The sequence below is a fragment of the Microbacterium salsuginis genome (assembly GCF_012524205.1).
GTDB lineage: Bacteria > Actinomycetota > Actinomycetes > Actinomycetales > Microbacteriaceae > Microbacterium > Microbacterium salsuginis.
In genome coordinates, this window is record NZ_JABACI010000001.1 from 736,464 (window position 1) to 752,809 (window position 16,346).

General features: G+C 70.1%; 16 protein-coding genes and 1 tRNA gene. 4 read left to right on the forward strand and 13 right to left on the reverse strand.

Annotated elements, in window-relative coordinates:
• Window positions 1-68 precede the first annotated feature (68 nt).
• Window positions 69-1,100: an NADP-dependent oxidoreductase gene (locus HF576_RS03640; protein ID WP_168911395.1), complete on the forward strand. Its 1,032-nt coding sequence runs from the start codon at window positions 69-71 to the stop codon at window positions 1,098-1,100.
• Window positions 1,101-1,103: 3 nt separating this feature from the next.
• On the opposite strand, the gene HF576_RS03645 is transcribed toward HF576_RS03640, so the two are convergent.
• On the reverse strand, window positions 1,104-1,994 hold the full coding sequence (locus tag HF576_RS03645; RefSeq protein WP_205834668.1) for a LysR family transcriptional regulator ArgP: 891 nt from the start codon (window positions 1,992-1,994) through the stop codon (window positions 1,104-1,106).
• Between the two features lie 68 nt (window positions 1,995-2,062).
• Here HF576_RS03645 and HF576_RS03650 point away from each other — a divergent pair, with 68 nt between their 5' ends.
• A complete protein-coding gene (locus HF576_RS03650) occupies window positions 2,063-2,758 on the forward strand; it encodes a LysE family transporter (protein WP_168911396.1) in 696 nt (231 codons plus the stop codon).
• A 42-nt stretch (window positions 2,759-2,800) separates the two neighbouring features.
• Here the strand turns inward: HF576_RS03650 and HF576_RS03655 are convergent, their stop codons facing one another.
• Window positions 2,801-3,178: an iron chaperone gene (locus HF576_RS03655; protein WP_168911397.1), complete on the reverse strand. Its 378-nt coding sequence runs from the start codon at window positions 3,176-3,178 to the stop codon at window positions 2,801-2,803.
• Window positions 3,179-3,236: 58 nt separating this feature from the next.
• Here HF576_RS03655 and HF576_RS03660 point away from each other — a divergent pair, with 58 nt between their 5' ends.
• Entirely contained in the window at window positions 3,237-3,512 is a 276-nt protein-coding gene (locus HF576_RS03660; RefSeq protein ID WP_168911398.1) for an acylphosphatase, read from the forward strand.
• 31 nt (window positions 3,513-3,543) lie between these two features.
• Here HF576_RS03660 and HF576_RS03665 read toward each other — a convergent pair whose 3' ends face one another.
• From HF576_RS03665 to gabT, 11 genes are all read right to left on the reverse strand, one after another.
• Window positions 3,544-4,590 carry an NAD(P)H-dependent flavin oxidoreductase gene (locus tag HF576_RS03665; RefSeq protein WP_168911399.1) on the reverse strand — a complete coding sequence of 349 codons (1,047 nt, stop codon included), beginning with the start codon at window positions 4,588-4,590 and terminating at the stop codon, window positions 3,544-3,546.
• Window positions 4,591-4,798: 208 nt separating this feature from the next.
• The gene (rplA, locus tag HF576_RS03670) at window positions 4,799-5,491 is read right to left on the reverse strand and encodes a 50S ribosomal protein L1 (protein WP_168911400.1); all 693 of its coding nucleotides are present in this window, start codon (window positions 5,489-5,491) and stop codon (window positions 4,799-4,801) included.
• 14 nt (window positions 5,492-5,505) lie between these two features.
• Window positions 5,506-5,937 carry a 50S ribosomal protein L11 gene (gene rplK / locus HF576_RS03675; protein WP_168911401.1) on the reverse strand — a complete coding sequence of 144 codons (432 nt, stop codon included), beginning with the start codon at window positions 5,935-5,937 and terminating at the stop codon, window positions 5,506-5,508.
• A gap of 120 nt (window positions 5,938-6,057) precedes the next feature.
• The gene (gene nusG, locus HF576_RS03680) at window positions 6,058-7,086 is read right to left on the reverse strand and encodes a transcription termination/antitermination protein NusG (protein WP_343234157.1); all 1,029 of its coding nucleotides are present in this window, start codon (window positions 7,084-7,086) and stop codon (window positions 6,058-6,060) included.
• Between the two features lie 85 nt (window positions 7,087-7,171).
• Window positions 7,172-7,444: a preprotein translocase subunit SecE gene (gene secE / locus HF576_RS03685; protein ID WP_168912055.1), complete on the reverse strand. Its 273-nt coding sequence runs from the start codon at window positions 7,442-7,444 to the stop codon at window positions 7,172-7,174.
• Window positions 7,445-7,534: 90 nt separating this feature from the next.
• A tRNA-Trp gene (locus tag HF576_RS03690) sits at window positions 7,535-7,607 on the reverse strand.
• 250 nt (window positions 7,608-7,857) lie between these two features.
• Complete coding sequence (locus tag HF576_RS03695; protein WP_168911403.1) at window positions 7,858-9,222, reverse strand: NAD-dependent succinate-semialdehyde dehydrogenase; 1,365 nt, start codon at window positions 9,220-9,222, stop codon at window positions 7,858-7,860.
• Window positions 9,223-9,280: 58 nt separating this feature from the next.
• Complete coding sequence (locus tag HF576_RS03700; RefSeq protein ID WP_168911404.1) at window positions 9,281-10,843, reverse strand: APC family permease; 1,563 nt, start codon at window positions 10,841-10,843, stop codon at window positions 9,281-9,283.
• Window positions 10,840-11,742 (reverse strand): universal stress protein, encoded by a 903-nt coding sequence (locus HF576_RS03705; protein ID WP_168911405.1) that lies wholly within the window; start codon window positions 11,740-11,742, stop codon window positions 10,840-10,842. The genes HF576_RS03700 and HF576_RS03705 overlap by 4 nt, the downstream gene beginning before the upstream one ends.
• The gene (locus HF576_RS03710; protein WP_168911406.1) at window positions 11,739-13,100 is read right to left on the reverse strand and encodes a flavin monoamine oxidase family protein; all 1,362 of its coding nucleotides are present in this window, start codon (window positions 13,098-13,100) and stop codon (window positions 11,739-11,741) included. The genes HF576_RS03705 and HF576_RS03710 overlap by 4 nt, the downstream gene beginning before the upstream one ends.
• Before the next feature lie 127 nt (window positions 13,101-13,227).
• Window positions 13,228-14,619 (reverse strand): 4-aminobutyrate--2-oxoglutarate transaminase, encoded by a 1,392-nt coding sequence (gene gabT, locus HF576_RS03715; protein WP_240948628.1) that lies wholly within the window; start codon window positions 14,617-14,619, stop codon window positions 13,228-13,230.
• 101 nt (window positions 14,620-14,720) lie between these two features.
• On the opposite strand from gabT, the gene HF576_RS03720 reads away from it, so the two are divergent.
• Window positions 14,721-16,262, forward strand: a complete 1,542-nt coding sequence (locus tag HF576_RS03720; protein ID WP_168911407.1) for a PucR family transcriptional regulator — start codon at window positions 14,721-14,723, stop codon at window positions 16,260-16,262.
• Window positions 16,263-16,346: the final 84 nt, after the last annotated feature.

Consider the following 16,346-nt stretch of genomic DNA (forward strand, 5'->3'; position numbering starts at 1 on the left):
CGCGCGGTTGACTGGCCTGACCACGACCTGTGCTGTCGCCGACGACACGCACGCGGAAGGAGCACCCCATGAGATTCCGACCGCTGAGATCGGCCGCCGCTCCGGTGACCGATGACGGTGCCGTGCCAGAACCGCCCGACCAGATGCGTGCCATGGTCGTGGAGACGCCGGGTGACGCGGCGGCACTGCGCGCGGCATCCGTCCCCGTCCCGTCCCCCGTGATGAGCGAACTGCTCGTGCGCGTGATCGCCGCCGGCGTGAACCCGATCGATGCCAAGACCCGCGCCGGTCGCGGCGTGTGGAGCGGCGTCGATCACCGGCCGGCGGTGCTCGGCTACGACTTCAGCGGCGTGGTGGTCAGGAGTCCGTACGAGGCGCACCCGCTCGCGCCCGGCACGCCCGTCTTCGGCATGGCGCCGTTCCCGCGGTCGGGTGGAACGTACGCCGAGTACACCGTGGTGCCGTCGCTGTCGGTCGCCCGCAAACCGAACGCGCTGTCGCACGTCGAGGCCGCCGGCGTTCCCCTGGCCGCCCTGACCGCCTGGGGTCTGGTCGTCGAGACGGCGCACGCCCATGAAGGACAGCGCATCCTCATCCACGCCGGCAGTGGCGGCGTGGGGCACTTCGCCGTGCAGTTCGCCGCATACTTCGGTGCCCACGTGACGGCGACGGCATCGGGCCGCAACGCGTCGTGGCTGCGCGAGCTCGGCGCGGCCGTCGTGATCGACTACACCACCACGCGCTTCGACGAGGTCGTGGCGGACGTCGACGTCGTGATCGACCTGGTCGGCAACGTGAACGGCGATACCGGCACTCGGTCCTTGAAGGTGCTGCGGCCCGGCGGCCTTTACGTCGTCGTGCCCACCGGATCCTGGCCGGGTTACGCCGAGGCGGCAGCCGCGGTCGGCGCGCGTGCCACGTCGTTCAAGGTCGCCCCGGACGGCGGGTCACTGGCGACGATCGCGCGCCTGCTGGACTCGGGCTCCGTACAGGTCTACGTCGACGCCGTCTTCGACCTCTCCGACGTCGCCGCCGCGCATCGCCGCATCGAGGAGGGCCACACCCGCGGCAAGCTCGTGCTCCGGGTCAGCGACGACTGACCCCTACACGGGTGCGAGCACCCGGCGACCATGCGCGACGATCTCGTCCGCGATCGCGTCGAGCAGGGGCGAGCTCAGGTTCCACTGCTGCCAGTAGAGCGCGACGTCCACGGGTGCGCCGCCGAGCGGCACGAGCTCGCCGCGCTCGATCGCGTCCGCCGACTGGAGCAGGGGCAGCAAGGCCCAGCCCAGGCCGAGCCGGACCGCGGTGGCGAAATCGTTCGAGGCCGGCACGTAGTGCCGCGGCGGCCGCGCCGGATCCACGCCCTCCCCCGCCAGCCACGTCTTCTGCAGGTCGTCGCGCCGGTCGAAGTCGACCAGTGGCGCGTCCGCGAGCGCGGCGGCCCGGTCGCCGCGCAGCCAGCGCTCGACATAGGCGGGAGTCGCGACCGCCTCGTACCGCATCGCGCCCAGTGTGGCGACGCGGCATCCCGCCACCGGCGCAGAGCGCGACGTCACAGCGCCCATGACCGTGCCCGACTCGAGGAGCCCGGCGGTGAAATCCTGATCGTCGCGATGCAGGTCGAACACGACAGGATGCTGCTGCGACAGCCGTGAGAGAGGACCGAGGAACCACGTCGCGAGGGAATCGGCGTTCACCGCGAGTGGCACGCTCGTACGCGATCGGTCCTCGGGATCGGCGCCGAGCTCGGCGAGCGTGTCGTGTTCGAGGAGCGCGGCCTGCCGCGCGAGGCGGATGATCGCGCGGCCCGCGTCGGTCGCCCGCACGGGTTTGGAGCGCACCAGCACCAGCCGGCCGAGCTGCTCTTCGAGCGCCTTGATGCGCTGGCTGACCGCCGACGGCGTGACGTGCAGGCGCCGGGCCGCGGCATCCAGCGTGCCCTCGTCGACGACGGCCGCGACGGTCTCGGCGAGCTCGAACGAAATCTTCATCAGTTCGGCTAATGGTACTGAAGAATCATGAGCTGGACTACGGGAGCGATGGTCCGTAGCGTCGAACCGTGCTCACCTCCCTTCTCGCCGGCCTCGGCCTCGGCTTCTCGCTGATCATCGCGATCGGCGCTCAGAACCTCTTCGTCCTGCGACAGGGTCTGCGTCGTGAGCACGTGTTCGCCGTCGCAGCCATCTGCGCAGCATCCGATGCCGTCCTCATCCTGCTGGGCGTCTCGGGCATCGGACTGGTCCTGCAGGCGGTGCCGTGGCTCGTCGACGTGGTGCGCTGGGCGGGCGCGATCTTCCTCGTCGCCTACGGCGTGCTGGCGGCGCGCCGAGCCTGGCGGCCGACCGGCGAGGCTCTGACCGCGGAGAGCGTCCCGGAAGCCGCCGGCAGCGACGGTGCGGAGTCGCTCGATTCCGTGGGCCGTCAAGCCACTGGCATCCGCACCGCCGCACCTGCCGCTGCCCGGACCCGGCTGCTCCCCGTCGTACTCACGTGCCTCGCGTTGACGTGGCTCAACCCGCACGTCTACCTCGACACGGTGTTCCTGCTCGGCTCGATCGCCAACACGCACGGCGACATGCGCTGGCTGTTCGCCGTCGGGGCGATGCTCTCGAGCGTCCTCTGGTTCTTCGGTCTGGCCTACGGAGCCCGACTCCTGGGACGGTGGCTGTCCACGCCGCGGGCCTGGCGGATCCTCGACGCCGTGATCGCGGTCGTCATGGTCGGGCTCGGCATCTCGCTCGTGCTGCCGCACTGAGCGTTCGCCGCCGTGGCGCTCACCGCACGGCTGTGGCGCCTGTCAGCTCTTGCGCAGCGAGGGATCCTCGATCTCGGCGATGCGCGCCGACACGATCGCGCGGATCGTGTCGTCGGTCAACGGCCGATCGGACTGGAAGCGGATCGTCCCCTTGTCGTGCTCGAACGCCGCGCGCTCGTCCTCGGGCAGCGCGTCGGCGACGACGTCGGGCACGCGACCGCTGAACGGGTAGACACCGATGTGCTTCCTCGTCCGCATGACGGCGATCAGCGCCTTGCCTCGGTACATCAGGGCAGGCATCCCGTAGCTCGTTCCCTGCTCGAGGTCGGGCGCAGTCGCGCGCGCGATATCGAAGACGTGCGAGATCGCGTCGCGGTCCGAGGGTGCGAGGCTCTCGAGGTAGTCGTCGACGGTTCCCATCCCGGCATCCTGCCATCCCACCCTCGCGGGCGATACCCGTGCACGGCACGATGGAGGTATGCGGCGGGTCCACGTGGTGGTGCAGGGCGAGGTGCAGGGCGTCGGCTATCGCTACACGATGCGCCTGGTCGCTCGACGGGCCGGCGTCGTCGGCTGGGTGCGCAACCGTCGCGACGGAAGCGTCGAGGCCGAGATCGAGGGCGACTCCGACAGGGTCGACGAGGTGCTCGCGTGGATGGCCGAGGGACCGCCCGGGTCCCGCGTGGACACCGCGACGGTCGAGGATGCCACTCCGGCCGGTGGCAGCGGCTTCGAGGTGCTCCCGACGGCGTGACCCGGTGGCGCGGTGCACCGCGCCGGCCGTGTCAGCCCGGAAGGCCGGCGGCGAGCTCGGCGAACACGTCCGTGGCGTCGTCGTGCTTCGCGAGGCCTGCTGCCTGGCCCGCCCACAGCGAGACGAGGTCGCCGTCGCCGCGGCGTCCCGCCTCGGCGCGGAACTGGCCCGTGAGCCAATTCTGGGCGGGGAACGGTGCGATGACGCCGGCTGTCTCGATCGTGCGCATGGCGCGATTCGGGATGCCGCGCGCCAGTCGCCCGCTCATCGCCCGGGTGAGCACCGTGCCGGTGTCGGGCACCTCCGCGATCGCCCGACGGTGTGCCTCTGTCGCGGCCGACTGGCGGGTGCGCAGGAACGCGGTGCCCACCTGCACCCCGACGGCTCCGAGCGCGAAGGCGGCAGCGACGCCGCGCCGGTCGGCGATGCCGCCTGCCGCGATCACGGGCACGTCGACGGCGTCGACCACCTGCGGCACGAGAGCGAACGTGCCGACGAGCGAATCCTCGGCCAGGGCCAGGAACGACACCCGGTGACCCGCGGCCTCCGCGCCACTCGCCACGACGGCATCCGCTCCGCTCTCTGCCAGCGCGACCGCCTCGGCGACCGTCGTCGCGGTGCCGATGACACGGATGCCGCGGCTGTGCGCCGCCGCCACCACACGCTCGGACGGCACACCGTAGACGACGCTGAGCACCGCCGGCGCCGCGTCCAGGATGGCGGTCAGCTGCGCGTCGATGTCGGGGAGGAACTCGGTCGGCGGGGTCGGATGCGGCAGGCCCAGTTCGTCGTACAGCGGCGCGAGCGCCTCGATCACCGGGGCGAGGTCGACGTCCGCCGGGGCGACCTCGTCGCCCGTCGGCAGCCACACGTTCACCGCGAACGGGCGGTCGGTCGCCGAGCGCAGCGCCGCCACCGTGTCGCTGATGCGATCGGCGGAGTACCCGTACAGGCCGTATGACCCGAGGCCGCCGGCATCGCTCACCGCTGCCGTCAGCTCGACCGACGACAGCCCTCCGAAGGGGCCGAGCACGATCGGTGCGTCGATGCTGAACAGGTCCTGGAGTGTCGCCGCCATGCCTCGACGCTACTCCCGAAGCCGCTGAGGCCGCCGTCGTGTGAGCGTTCGAATCGCGCACTTTGCAGCCGGGCAGGCTTGAAAGCTGCAAAGTGCGTGATTCGAAACACCCGAGGGGCCGCCGGGGCAGGCTGCGGACCGGCGGGGCGGCGGGAACGACGAAGCCCCGCCGCTCCGGAGAGCGGCGGGGCTTCGTGCGTGAGCGAACTCAGGCGATCGCGTTGACGTCCAGCGGGATGCCGGGGCCGAACGTGGTCGACACGGCGCCCTTCTGGATGTAACGGCCCTTCGAGCTCGACGGCTTCAGCCGCACGATCTCTTCGAGGGCGGCCTTGATGTTCTCGTCGAGCTGCTCGGCCGAGAACGACGCCTTGCCGACGACGAAGTGCACGTTGGCGTGCTTGTCGACGCGGAACTCGATCTTTCCGCCCTTGATCTCCTCGACGGCCTTGGCCGGGTTGGGGGTCACGGTGCCGGTCTTGGGGTTGGGCATGAGGCCACGGGGACCCAGCACCTTACCCAGGCGACCGACCTGGCCCATGAGCTCGGGCGTCGAGACGGCCGCGTCGAAGGCGGTCCAGCCACCGGCCACGCGCTCGATGAGCTCGGCGCCGCCGACCTCGTCGGCACCCGCGGCGATCGCGGCCTCAGCGGCCGGACCCGTCGCGAACACGATGACGCGGGCGGTCTTGCCCGTGCCGTGCGGAAGGATGACGGTGCCGCGCACCATCTGGTCGGCCTTGCGGGGGTCGACGGCGAGCTTCAGCGCGACCTCGACGGTCGAGTCGAACTTCGCCGAACCGGTCTGCTTCGCCAGCGCGACGGCCTCGGTGGGGGTGTAGAACTTGTCCGCCTCGATCTTGGCGGCAGCGGCCTGGAAGGCCTTGGACTTGGTTGCCATGATTCCTATCCCCCTCAGTCCTCGACCGTGATGCCCATGGAACGGGCGGTGCCGGCGATGATCTTCGAGGCGGCCTCGATGTCGTTCGCGTTCAGGTCGGGCTGCTTCGTCTCGGCGATCTGGCGCACCTGCTCCTTGGTGAGCTTGCCCACCTTGGTCGTGTGCGGGGTCTGCGAGCCCTTCTGCACGCCGGCGGCCTTCTTGATGAGCTCGGCGGCGGGCGGGGTCTTCAGGATGAAGGTGAAGCTGCGGTCCTCGTAGACGGTGATCTCCACGGGGATGACGTTGCCGCGCTGCGACTCGGTCGCGGCGTTGTACGCCTTGCAGAACTCCATGATGTTGACGCCATGCTGACCGAGCGCGGGCCCGATCGGCGGCGCCGGGTTGGCGGCACCGGCATTGATCTGAAGCTTGATCAGGCCGGTCACCTTCTTCTTCGGTGCCATTCTTGTTTTCCTTTCGTGCGAACCGGATGCAGTGCCCTTTACAAGCGGTAAAGAGATCTGATCCGGTTCTCCCGCAGTTCCGGCCGTTCCGGACCGCGGTGGTCTTGGGGCGCTCTCGCGCTACAGCTTGGTGACCTGGTCGAACGACAGCTCGACCGGGGTCTCGCGCTCGAAGAGGGAGACGAGCACGGTGAGCTTGCCGCTCTCGGGCTTGATCTCGCTGATCGTGCCGGGAAGACCCGCGAACGAGCCCTCCTTGATCGTGATGGTCTCGCCGACCTCGAAGTCGACCTCGGCGGGGATGGCGCGCGCCGCAGCGGCCTGGCCCTTCTTGGCCGCACCGCCCTTCGCGGTGGCGACCTCCTTGACCTCGACGAGGCTCTTCAGCATGTTGAAGGCCTCTTCGAAGCGCAACGGGGTCGGGTTGTGCGCGTTGCCCACGAAGCCGGTGACACCCGGCGTGTGACGCACGACCGACCACGTGTCTTCGTTGAGCTCCATGCGCACGAGCACGTAGCCGGGGATCCGGACGCGCGTGACCATCTTGCGCTGCCCGTTCTTGATCTCGACGACGTCCTCCATCGGGACCTCGATCTGGTAGATCTCCTCCTCGACCTCGAGCGTCGACTTGCGCTGCTCGATGTTGGCCTTGACCTTGCGCTCGAAGCCCGCGTACGAGTGGATGACGTACCACTTGCCCGGGAGGCTGCGCAGCTCGGCGCGGAACGCCTCGTAGGGGTCCTCGTCCTCGTCGTCGGACTCGTCCGAGTCGGATGCCTCGTCCTCGTCGCCGTTCACGTCAGGACCGTCGTAGGGGGCGATCTCGTCGGCGGCCTCGGCCTCGCGGTCCGCGACCTCCTCCGCGATGGAGTCGTTGATCACTTCAGCAGCAGCCTCGGTCTCGGCCGCCTCGTCCAGGTTCAGTGCGTCGTTCACGATCGCGTCGGCCTCCGGGTCGTCGATGTCGATGTCGTCGGTGTCGGCGTCGCCTTCGTCGTTGTCGTCCACGATGTGGATCGCGACGTGCTCGGCCGCCTCGACCGACCGCTCTTCAGCGGCCAGCACGTTGCCCTCCTGGGCTTCGTCGTCCTCCGAGGACTGCTCGGCGGCGGTCGCCCAATCGGCGTCGTCGACATGTCTTTCAGTCACGTGAATTCTCTTCCGTTCCATCCGCGCTCGGACCCGCGGTCCGTCCGCGACGCGCTCCTCGATGCACTCAGGGAGCGCTCGGCGATCAGGCGCCCGGCACTCCGAAGACGTACGACGTGAGCCACACGAACAGCACGTCCAGGCCGTAGACGATGCCCATCATCACGACGACGAAGCCGAGCACCACCGCCGTGTACTTCAGCAGCTCCTGGCGCGTCGGTGTGACCACCTTGCGGAGCTCGGCGAAGACCTGGCGGATGAACAGGGCGATGCGAGCGAAGACGTTCGGCTTCTTCTCGCGGGGAGCGGTCGTTCCGTTTGCGGGGACGACCTCGCCCTTCGGCTCGTCCTGAACCATCGATGCCACCTGATTACCTTCCGTGAGTCGACGTGGGCCGACACACTGTGTTGTCAACCACCGGCATGTCACCGGCGTTGCGCTGACGCGCAGGGCGGACAGGAATCGAACCTGCAACCTGCGGTTTTGGAGACCGCTGCTCTGCCAATTGAGCTACCGCCCTAGAGACCCGGAGGTCTCGGGAAACCCGCACTCTTCCCCTTCACCTGAGCGAGAGGGGCCTACCCGAACGACGGGCACGGCGAAAGAATGCAGACTTCAACTGCACGATCCAGTGTACGGCATGCCCGCAGACCCCGCGAACTGGCCCAGCTGTCCCGCCCGGCCGTGCGGCGCCCGCCGAACCGTCGCGGAACGCCGGTTCTCGCGAGCGCGAACAGCCTCTCGCGACGGCTCGGGGAGGGGCAGGTCGATCACGGGGCGACGCGGATGAGCTTCTTGTTCACGAACTCGTCAGCCGCGAGCAGACCCATCTCGCGCGAGGTGCCGGAGCGCTTCACGCCGCCGAAGGGCAGCTCGGGCGAGTCGGCGAGCACGATGTTCACGTAGACCATGCCGGCGTCGATCTTGTCGGCGATGCGCTCGGCCTGCTCCGGGTCGGTCGTGTAGACGTAAGAGCCGAGGCCGAAGGTCGTGTCGTTCGCGATCTTCACCGCCTCGTCCTCGTCCGCCACCTTGTAGACGACGCCCGCGGGTCCGAACAGCTCCTCGCGGTAGACGTCCATGTCGGGCGTGACATCGGTCAGCACGGTGGGCTCGTAGAACGCGCCGTCGCGCGTCCCCCCGGCCACCAGGCGCGCACCCTGTGCCACGGCACGGTCGACCTGCTCCTGCAGGCGCTGTGCGGCGGCGACCGACGACAGCGGACCGAGGATCGTGTCCTCCGCGAACGGGTCTCCCATCTTGCTCTCGGTCATGGCGGCGGTGAACTTGTCGAGGAAGTCCTGGTACAGGTCCTCCTGCACGATGAAGCGCTTGGGCGCGTTGCAAGACTGGCCGTTGTTGTCCATGCGGGCTTCGACCGCAGCGGCCACGGTGGCGTCGAGGTCATCGGTGGACAGGACGATGAACGGATCGGAGCCGCCGAGCTCGAGCGCGACCTTCTTGAGGTGCTGACCGGCCAGCGATGCGACGGCCGATCCGGCACGCTCCGAACCGGTCACCGAGACGCCCTGCACGCGGCGGTCGGCGATGATCGTGGCCGCCTGCTCGTTGGTGGCGTACACGTTGGTGTACACGCCGTCGCCGAGGCCGGCATCCGCGTACATCTTCTCGATGGCTGCCGCCGACTCGGGGCACTGCGGGGCGTGCTTGAGCAGGATGGTGTTGCCCACCACGACGTTCGGGGCGGCGAAGCGCGCGACCTGGTAGTACGGGAAGTTCCACGGCATGATGCCCAGCAGCACGCCCAGCGGCGAGCGGCGGATCACCGCGGAGCCTTCGCCGAGGATGTCGATCGGCTGATCGGCCGTGATCCTGTCGGCGTTGTCGGCGTAGTACTCCGTGATGTCGGCGGCGAAGTCGACCTCGCCGAGGGCTGCCGACAGCGGCTTGCCCATCTCACGCACGATGATCGCGGCGAGCTCGTCGCGACGCTCCCGGTGCAGGTCGGCGACCTTGCGGATGCGTGCGGCCCGCTCGGCGACCGGCACATCGCGCCACGTGCGGAAGGCGGCATCCGCCCCCGCGATCACGCCCTCGAGCGCGTCGTCGGCGATGGTCGGGTACGTGGCCAGGGTCTCGCCCGTTGCGGGGTTGACGACGGCGTAGTCGCTCATGGTGTTGTCTCCGATCGGGGGTGGGTGTTCACAGTCTGCCGCTCAGCCAGTCTGCTCCTCAGGAGCGTCGGCGTCGAAGGCTTTCGGGGGCGTCCATACCGAGTGTCTCGCCCCGGAAGAACGCCGGACGCTTGATCGCCTGCCAGATCATGATGACCACGCCGACGAGGATGACAGTCACACCGAGTACGAACACGAGTCCGATGCCGCCGATGCTCGAACCGCTGCCGTACGCGGGGTCCATGGAGTCGATCAGAGTCGTCACGAACAGCACCGCGAGGATCGCGCCGCCGACCAGGGGGCTCAGGAAGGTGAGCAGGAACGAGCGCACCGAGTCGAACCACTGCTTGCGGAAGTACCAGACGCACGCGAACGCGGTGAGCCCGTAGTAGAAGCAGATCATCATGCCGAGCGAGATGATCGTGTCGGTGAGCACGTTCTCGCTGACCAGCCGCATCACCGCGTAGAAGACGGATGCCACGACGGCCGCCACGATCGTGGCGTATCCCGGCGTGAAGAACCGCGGACTCACCGTCGCGAACTTCGGCGGGAGCGCTCCGTAGTGCCCCATCGCGAGCAGGGTCCGCGCAGGGCCGACCGCCGTCGACTGCAGCGATGCGGCCGAGCTCGACAGCACCGCGAGCGAGACGAGGAACGCCAGGGGTCCGAGCACGGGGTCCGAGAGCGCGAAGAAGACGTTCGCCGAGATGTCCTCGTTGCCCAGGCCGTACTCGCCGGTGCCGACGCCGGCGAACATGATGAGCCCGATCGAGATCATGAGGTACAGGCACACGATCAGCGCGATCGTCACGGTGGCGGCACGGCCCGGGGTCTTCTCCGGGTTCTTGGTCTCCTCGTTCATCGTCAGGACGACGTCCCAGCCCCAGAAGATGAAGATCGACAGCGACAGTCCCGCTGCGAACGACGAGAACGAGTCCACCGCGAACGGGTTCAGCCACGACCAGTCGAACGCCGTCGGCTCGATCGCCTCGCCGTTCACGGCCTTGACGATCGCCGTCACCGAGAAGAGCACGAGCACGATCACCTGGAAGCCCACCAGCACGTACTGGAACTTCTGCGTGGTCTGCATGTCGCGGTACGAGACGAGCGTCGCGCCCAGCATGAACAGCAGGCACACCGCGACGTTGATGAAGGGGTTGAACGCCAGGTCTGCGATCTCGGGCCGGCCTGTCAGCTGTGCGATCAGCAGGAACAGGAACTCCACCGCGATCCCGGCGAGATTCGACAGCACGATGACTGTCGCGGCCACGAGGCCCCACCCGGTCATCCAGCCGATCCAGGGGCCGAAGGCGCGCACGCCCCACGTGAACGAGGTGCCGGAGTCGGGCATCGCGCGGTTGAGCTCGCGATAGCCGAGGGCGACGAGCAGCATCGGGATGAACCCGACGAGGATGATCGCGGGGACCTGCACGCCGACGGCCGAGACGGTCGGCCCGAGTGACGCCGTGAGCGTGTACGCGGGCGCGATGGTCGAGATGCCGATCACGACGGCGCCGACCATGCCGACCGTCCCTGCGCTCAGGCCCTTCTTCGACAGCTCGCCGGGGTGACTGCCGGCGGCGGGGGCGATCGGCGCCGCCGCACTCTGAGGAGCGCTCATGCGCGCTCTCCTTCCGTGTTCGTTCCGGCCGAGTGATCGCGCGTTCGGGGCACGACGACCATCGGGACCGGAAGCTCGTGCAGCATCTTCGCCGCCGTCGAGCCGAGAAAGAGCCGGCGGGGCTGAGCCAGGCGGCTGGAGCCCACGACCGCGAGCTCGCCGGGCTCCCAGCCGAGGTGCGCGACCGCGTCTTCGATGCTGTCGCCGCGCGCGACGACGACCTCGGCCTGAATGCCGTCCGGCAGGGCGTCGAGCGCCTTCGTCAGCACGTCATCGGCGTGCGCGGCGCCCGCGATGCGGATCACGCCGGTGTCGACGCTCGCGGGCAGGTCGACCGAGACGAGCGACAGCAGGCGGAGCTCGGCACCGGTGGCCCCCGCGAGCGCGATGCTCTCCTGCAGCAGCGCGTCGGCACCGGGACGCGTGCCGATGGCCGCGGTGATCCGTGTCACACCGGTGGCCGTCGTCCGGCGTGAGCCCTCCGGCGCAAGCACGACCGGCACATCGGAAGAATGCAGCAGCTCGTTCGCGACGGTGCCGAGGCGGTGCCGGCCGCGCAGTCCCCCGTTGGCCGCGCCGACGACGATGTGCGACGCGCCCAGCTCGTCGGCGAGCGCGATCAGGCCCTCGGCGAACGAATCGGCGAACCGCACGTGAAGAGCGCGGGCCGTGGCATCCGGAATCCCCTTGGCGGCCTCGGCGAGCCAGGACTGCGCCTGCTGCTGCAGGTAGCGGTCGTAGCTCGCATCTGGCGGCGTGATCACGCTGCGCTGGTCCGAGGGGAGCACGACGACGAGATCGAGGGCGGATCCGGATGCTGCGGCCAGGCGAGCGCCGACGGCCACGGCATCGGCCCCGGTGTCGGTGGCGGTGTAGCCGACGACGATACGGCCGGTCATCGGTGGGCCGCTTCCACGATGTTGGCGGCGACGAGGCGGCCCATCCGGATGGCGCCGTCGACGTGCTGGTAGCCGGCGCCAGCCATGTCGCTGCACGCGAAGTGGATCGGGCCGACCGGGGTGCGCAGGTCCGCACCGTAGCGGGCGAGGCCGCCGAGGTCGAAGCTCGCGGCGTACGCGCCGCGGGTCCACTCCTCGGCGCCCCAGTCGCTCTCGAAGTACACGAGCGGCTCGAGCGCTTCGGGGCCGTAGTAGTGCGACAGCGATTCGAGGATGCGCGCCTTGCGCTCCTCGGCCGATACGCGGAACAGGTCGTCGGCGTCGCGGTCCGAGACGAACCCGACGAGGGTTCCCCGCTCGTCGCCGTGGTTGGTGTTGTCGTAGGCCTCGTGCGAGATCTCGTACGGGCTGAAGGCGGTGCCCGACAGGCCCTGCTCGCGCCAGAACGGCCGGTCGTAGACGGCGTGCACCTTGATCACGAAGCCCATCGAGATGTGCTGGTGCATCTGCTGCTTCAGGCGCGGCAGCGCCGGTGTGAAGTCGATCCACGGGTACAGGATCGGTGCGTGCGCGAGGATCGCGAAGCGCGCCCGCACGGTCAGGCCGCCGTCGGTCAGCACCGTCACCCCGTCCTGATCCCACAGGATCGTGTGCACCGGCTGCTCGAGCATGACGTCGTCGCCCAGGCGCTCGGCCAGCAGGAGCGGCACCTGCTGCAGTCCACCCACCACGCGCTCGTCGAGGATGTAATCCGCGTCGACGAGGTGCGTGAAGCTGCCCGCGCTCGCGGCCATCAGCAGCGCCTGCAGCGCCGAGAAGGCGTACGCGGGCTTGGTGAGCATCGCGCCGGCGATGAAGAGCGCGATGTTGTCGCGCGCCTCCTGGTCGCCGGTCTGCTCCTCCAGCCACGCCTCGAACGAGACGCGGTCGAGCGCCTCGGCATCCGGGTGCTCCCACGGCCGGTCGGGGTCGACCTGGGCGACCATGTCGTCGAGCACGTCGATGAGGCGCACGATCTCCTTCTCGGTCTCGGGTGCGACCGGGAAGATCTCGCCGGTGAACCGCCGGCGCTCGCCGTCGCGCCCGATGTAGACGGAGTCGCCCTCGCGGTAGCGGCGGTAGGTCTCGAGCCCGAGCTCGGAGATCGTCTCTTTGAGCGCCTCCTGGTCGGGCGAGACCCACTGCCCGCCGATCTCGAGCATCGCGCCGTCGACGACGTCGGTCCACAGCCGGCCGCCGACGCGGTCGCGCGCCTCGAGGACGACGACCGAGAGTCCCGCCTTCTTCAGCTCGTTGGCCGCGGTCGTGCCGGCGGCGCCGGCACCGACGATGACGACGTCACGGGTGATCTCCACCAATTTCAGCTCCTTCGATGATGTGTGTGCGCCGCTGGGGGCGTTTCGTCTCGCTCGTTCCTCGCTCGCTCAACGACCGGTTGTGCTCCGGTCGTTGAACGAACGAAGCGAGACGAACCGCAATTCGGGGTCAGGCAGCGGCGAGCGCCGCGGCCACGACGTCCAGGCCCTCGTGGAGCAGGTCGTCGGGAATGCTCAGCGGCGGCAGGAAGCGGATCACGTTCCCGTAGGTGCCGCAGGTCAGGACGATGACGCCCTGTGCGATGCAGGCTTTGGCGACCGCGGCCGTGAGCGAGGCATCCGGCTCCCCCGTCGCGGGGTCGACGAACTCGGCCGCGATCATCGCGCCGTGGCCGCGCACGTCGCCGATGCGGGGGTCCGCCGCCTGCAGCGCACCGAGCCGCTCGGTGAGGATGACTCCGATCTCGCGGGCGCGTTCGATCATGCCGTCGTTCTCGAACACATCGATCGCCGCGAGCGCCGCCGCGCACGCGATGGGGTTGCCGCCGTAGGTGCCGCCGAGACCGCCCGCGTGCGCGGCATCCATGATCTCGGCACGTCCGGTGACCGCCGCCAGCGGCAGGCCGCCGGCGATGCCCTTGGCCGTCGTGATGAGGTCGGGCACGACGCCGAAGACCTCGCTCGCGAACATCTCGCCAGTACGCGCGAAGCCGGTCTGGATCTCGTCGGCGATGAAGACGACACCGTTGGCGCGGCACCACTCCGCGATCGCCGGAAGGAAGCCGTCGGCCGGGACGATGAAGCCGCCCTCGCCCTGGATCGGCTCGATGATGACGGCGGCGAGGTTGTCGGCGCCAACCTGCTTCTCGATGACCGAGATGGCCTTCTTGGCGGCCATGACGCCGTCGAGGCGGTCGCGGAACGGGTATGACAACGGCGCGCGGTAGATCTCCGAGGCGAACGGGCCGAACCCGCTCTTGTACGGCATCGACTTCGCGGTGAGCGCCATCGTGAGGTTGGTGCGGCCGTGGTAGCCGTGGTCGAACGCGACGACAGCCTGCTTGCCGGTGAACTTGCGGGCGATCTTGACGGCGTTCTCGACGGCTTCGGCGCCGGAGTTGAACAGCGCGCTCTTCTTGGCGTGGTCGCCCGGGGTGATGCGATTGAGCGCTTCGGCGACGGCGACGTAGGACTCGTACGGGGCGATCATGAAGCACGTGTGCGTGAACTGCGCCACCTGCTCCTGCACCGCCGCGACGACCTTCGGGTGCGCGTTGCCGATCGTCGTGACGGCGATGCCCGACCCGAGGTCGATGAGCGAGTTGCCGTCGGCGTCGACGATGACTCCGCCGCCGGCGGCGACGGCGTGCACGGGGGCGGTGTGGCCCACGCCGGCGGCCACGGCGGCGGCCTTGCGATCCACGAGCTCCTGCGAGCGGGGACCGGGGATGCTGGTGACCAGGCGCCGCTCCTGCGGCAGGGTCGGTCCGCCCAGTGTCGGTCCGGCCAGTGGCGTGTCGACCCGGTTCTCGGCGGGGACGGCGGTGTCGGTGGCGGTCATGACGGCGAGCGTATGTGGACCAGGCGGACGGTCGCACCTTCCTGCTTGTACATTCTCTATAGCCCGCTATACGAGACGTACACCGGAGGACCCGAGGGATCATGGACGCCGCCGACTCCCCCACGCTGCGGGCACTGCTCTCCCGACGCGACCTGGGATTGACCCTCGCCGACGAGCACGGCCTCGAGCCCGGTGCCCTGGACCGGCCCATCCGCTGGGTGCACAGCACGGATCTGGCCGACCCGACGCCGTTCCTGTCGGAGGGGCTCGTCCTGCTGACCACCGGCACGCAGTTCCCGCCCGGCATCGAGGGCGACGAGCCCGAGACCTACCGCGCGTACGTGCACCGGCTCGCCTCACGCGGCGTGCTCGGACTCGGCTTCGGCACCGAGGTCGCCCGCACGGGCATGCCGCCCGCCCTCGCGGCCGCGTGCCGCGAGGAGCGGATGCCGCTCTTCGAGGTGCCGTACCGCACACCCTTCATCGCCGTCGCCCGCGCCAACGCCGAGGCGATCGCGGCCGAGACGTACGCGCGGCGCAGCTGGGCACTCGCGGCCCAGCGCGCCATCGCCCTGGCGGCGCTGCGGCCGGACGGGCTGGGCGCGACCGTCGCCGAGCTTGCGCGGCAGCTCGACGCCTGGGTGGGCATGTTCGACGCGGCCGGCGAGCTCTCGCGAGAGCATCCCGTCGGCGCTCTCGAGCCCGACACCGCCGACGCGCTGCAGCGCGAGGTGACGGGAGTGCTGCACCGCGGGGCGCGCGCCGGCTCGTCGCTGCGCCTCGGAGGCACCCCCTTCACCCTGCAGACCCTGGGCCGGGGCGGACACCTCCGCGGCGTCATCGCGATCGCCGCGGGCGACCTCGACCAGGAGGGCCGCGGGGTCGTGACGGCCGTGATCGCGATGGCCGGCCTCGCGCTCGAGCAGCAGCAGGGCCTCAGCCGGGCTCGCGGCGCGCTGCGATCGGGACTGCTGCAGACGCTGCTGACGGGCGACCCGGGGCTGGCCCGCCGCATCTCGCGCGATCTGTGGGGACCGCTGCCGGCCGCGCCGGTGACCGTGGCGGTGACGGATGCCGCGGCCGCCCGCGCCGACGCGATCGCCGAGCTGCTCGAGCTGCGGGTGGAGGAGAACCGAGGCGGGCTGTTCTTCGGCCGCGGCGACGACGGGCTCGTGCTCGTCGTCCCGGCCGGGGAGATCGGCGTCGTGCGCGAGCTCGCCGAGCGCTTCGACGTGCACATCGGACTCTCGGATCCCGCCGGATACGACGACATCGCCGGCGCGCTGGGCCAGGCTCGCGTGGCGCGCGACCGCGGCAGCGAGCCGGTCTCGGCGTTCGCGGAGGTGTCGCGCATCGGCGTGCTCTCCGCGCTCGGCGCGGACGCCCGTACGCTGGCCCGCGCCGACCTCGCGCCGCTGCTCGATCACGACGGCGCCAACGGCACGCGCCTGCTCGAGACGCTGCGCGTGTGGCTCGACCAGGACTGCTCGCACGAGGCATCCGCTCAGTCCCTCGGCGTGCACCGGCACACCGTGCGCACGCGCCTCGCGCTCGTCGAGCGCGTGCTCGGGCGCGACCTGTCCTCGTTCGCGACGCGCGCCGAGCTGTGGGCCGCGCTGCGCGCCCTCGACGCCCCCGCCTGACCCCGCACCCCCGCCCGCCCGTCCGCCCGCCGCCCCGCGCACCCCGCCCTCGACGGTTCGTTCGTCACCTGTGTACGCGTTTCG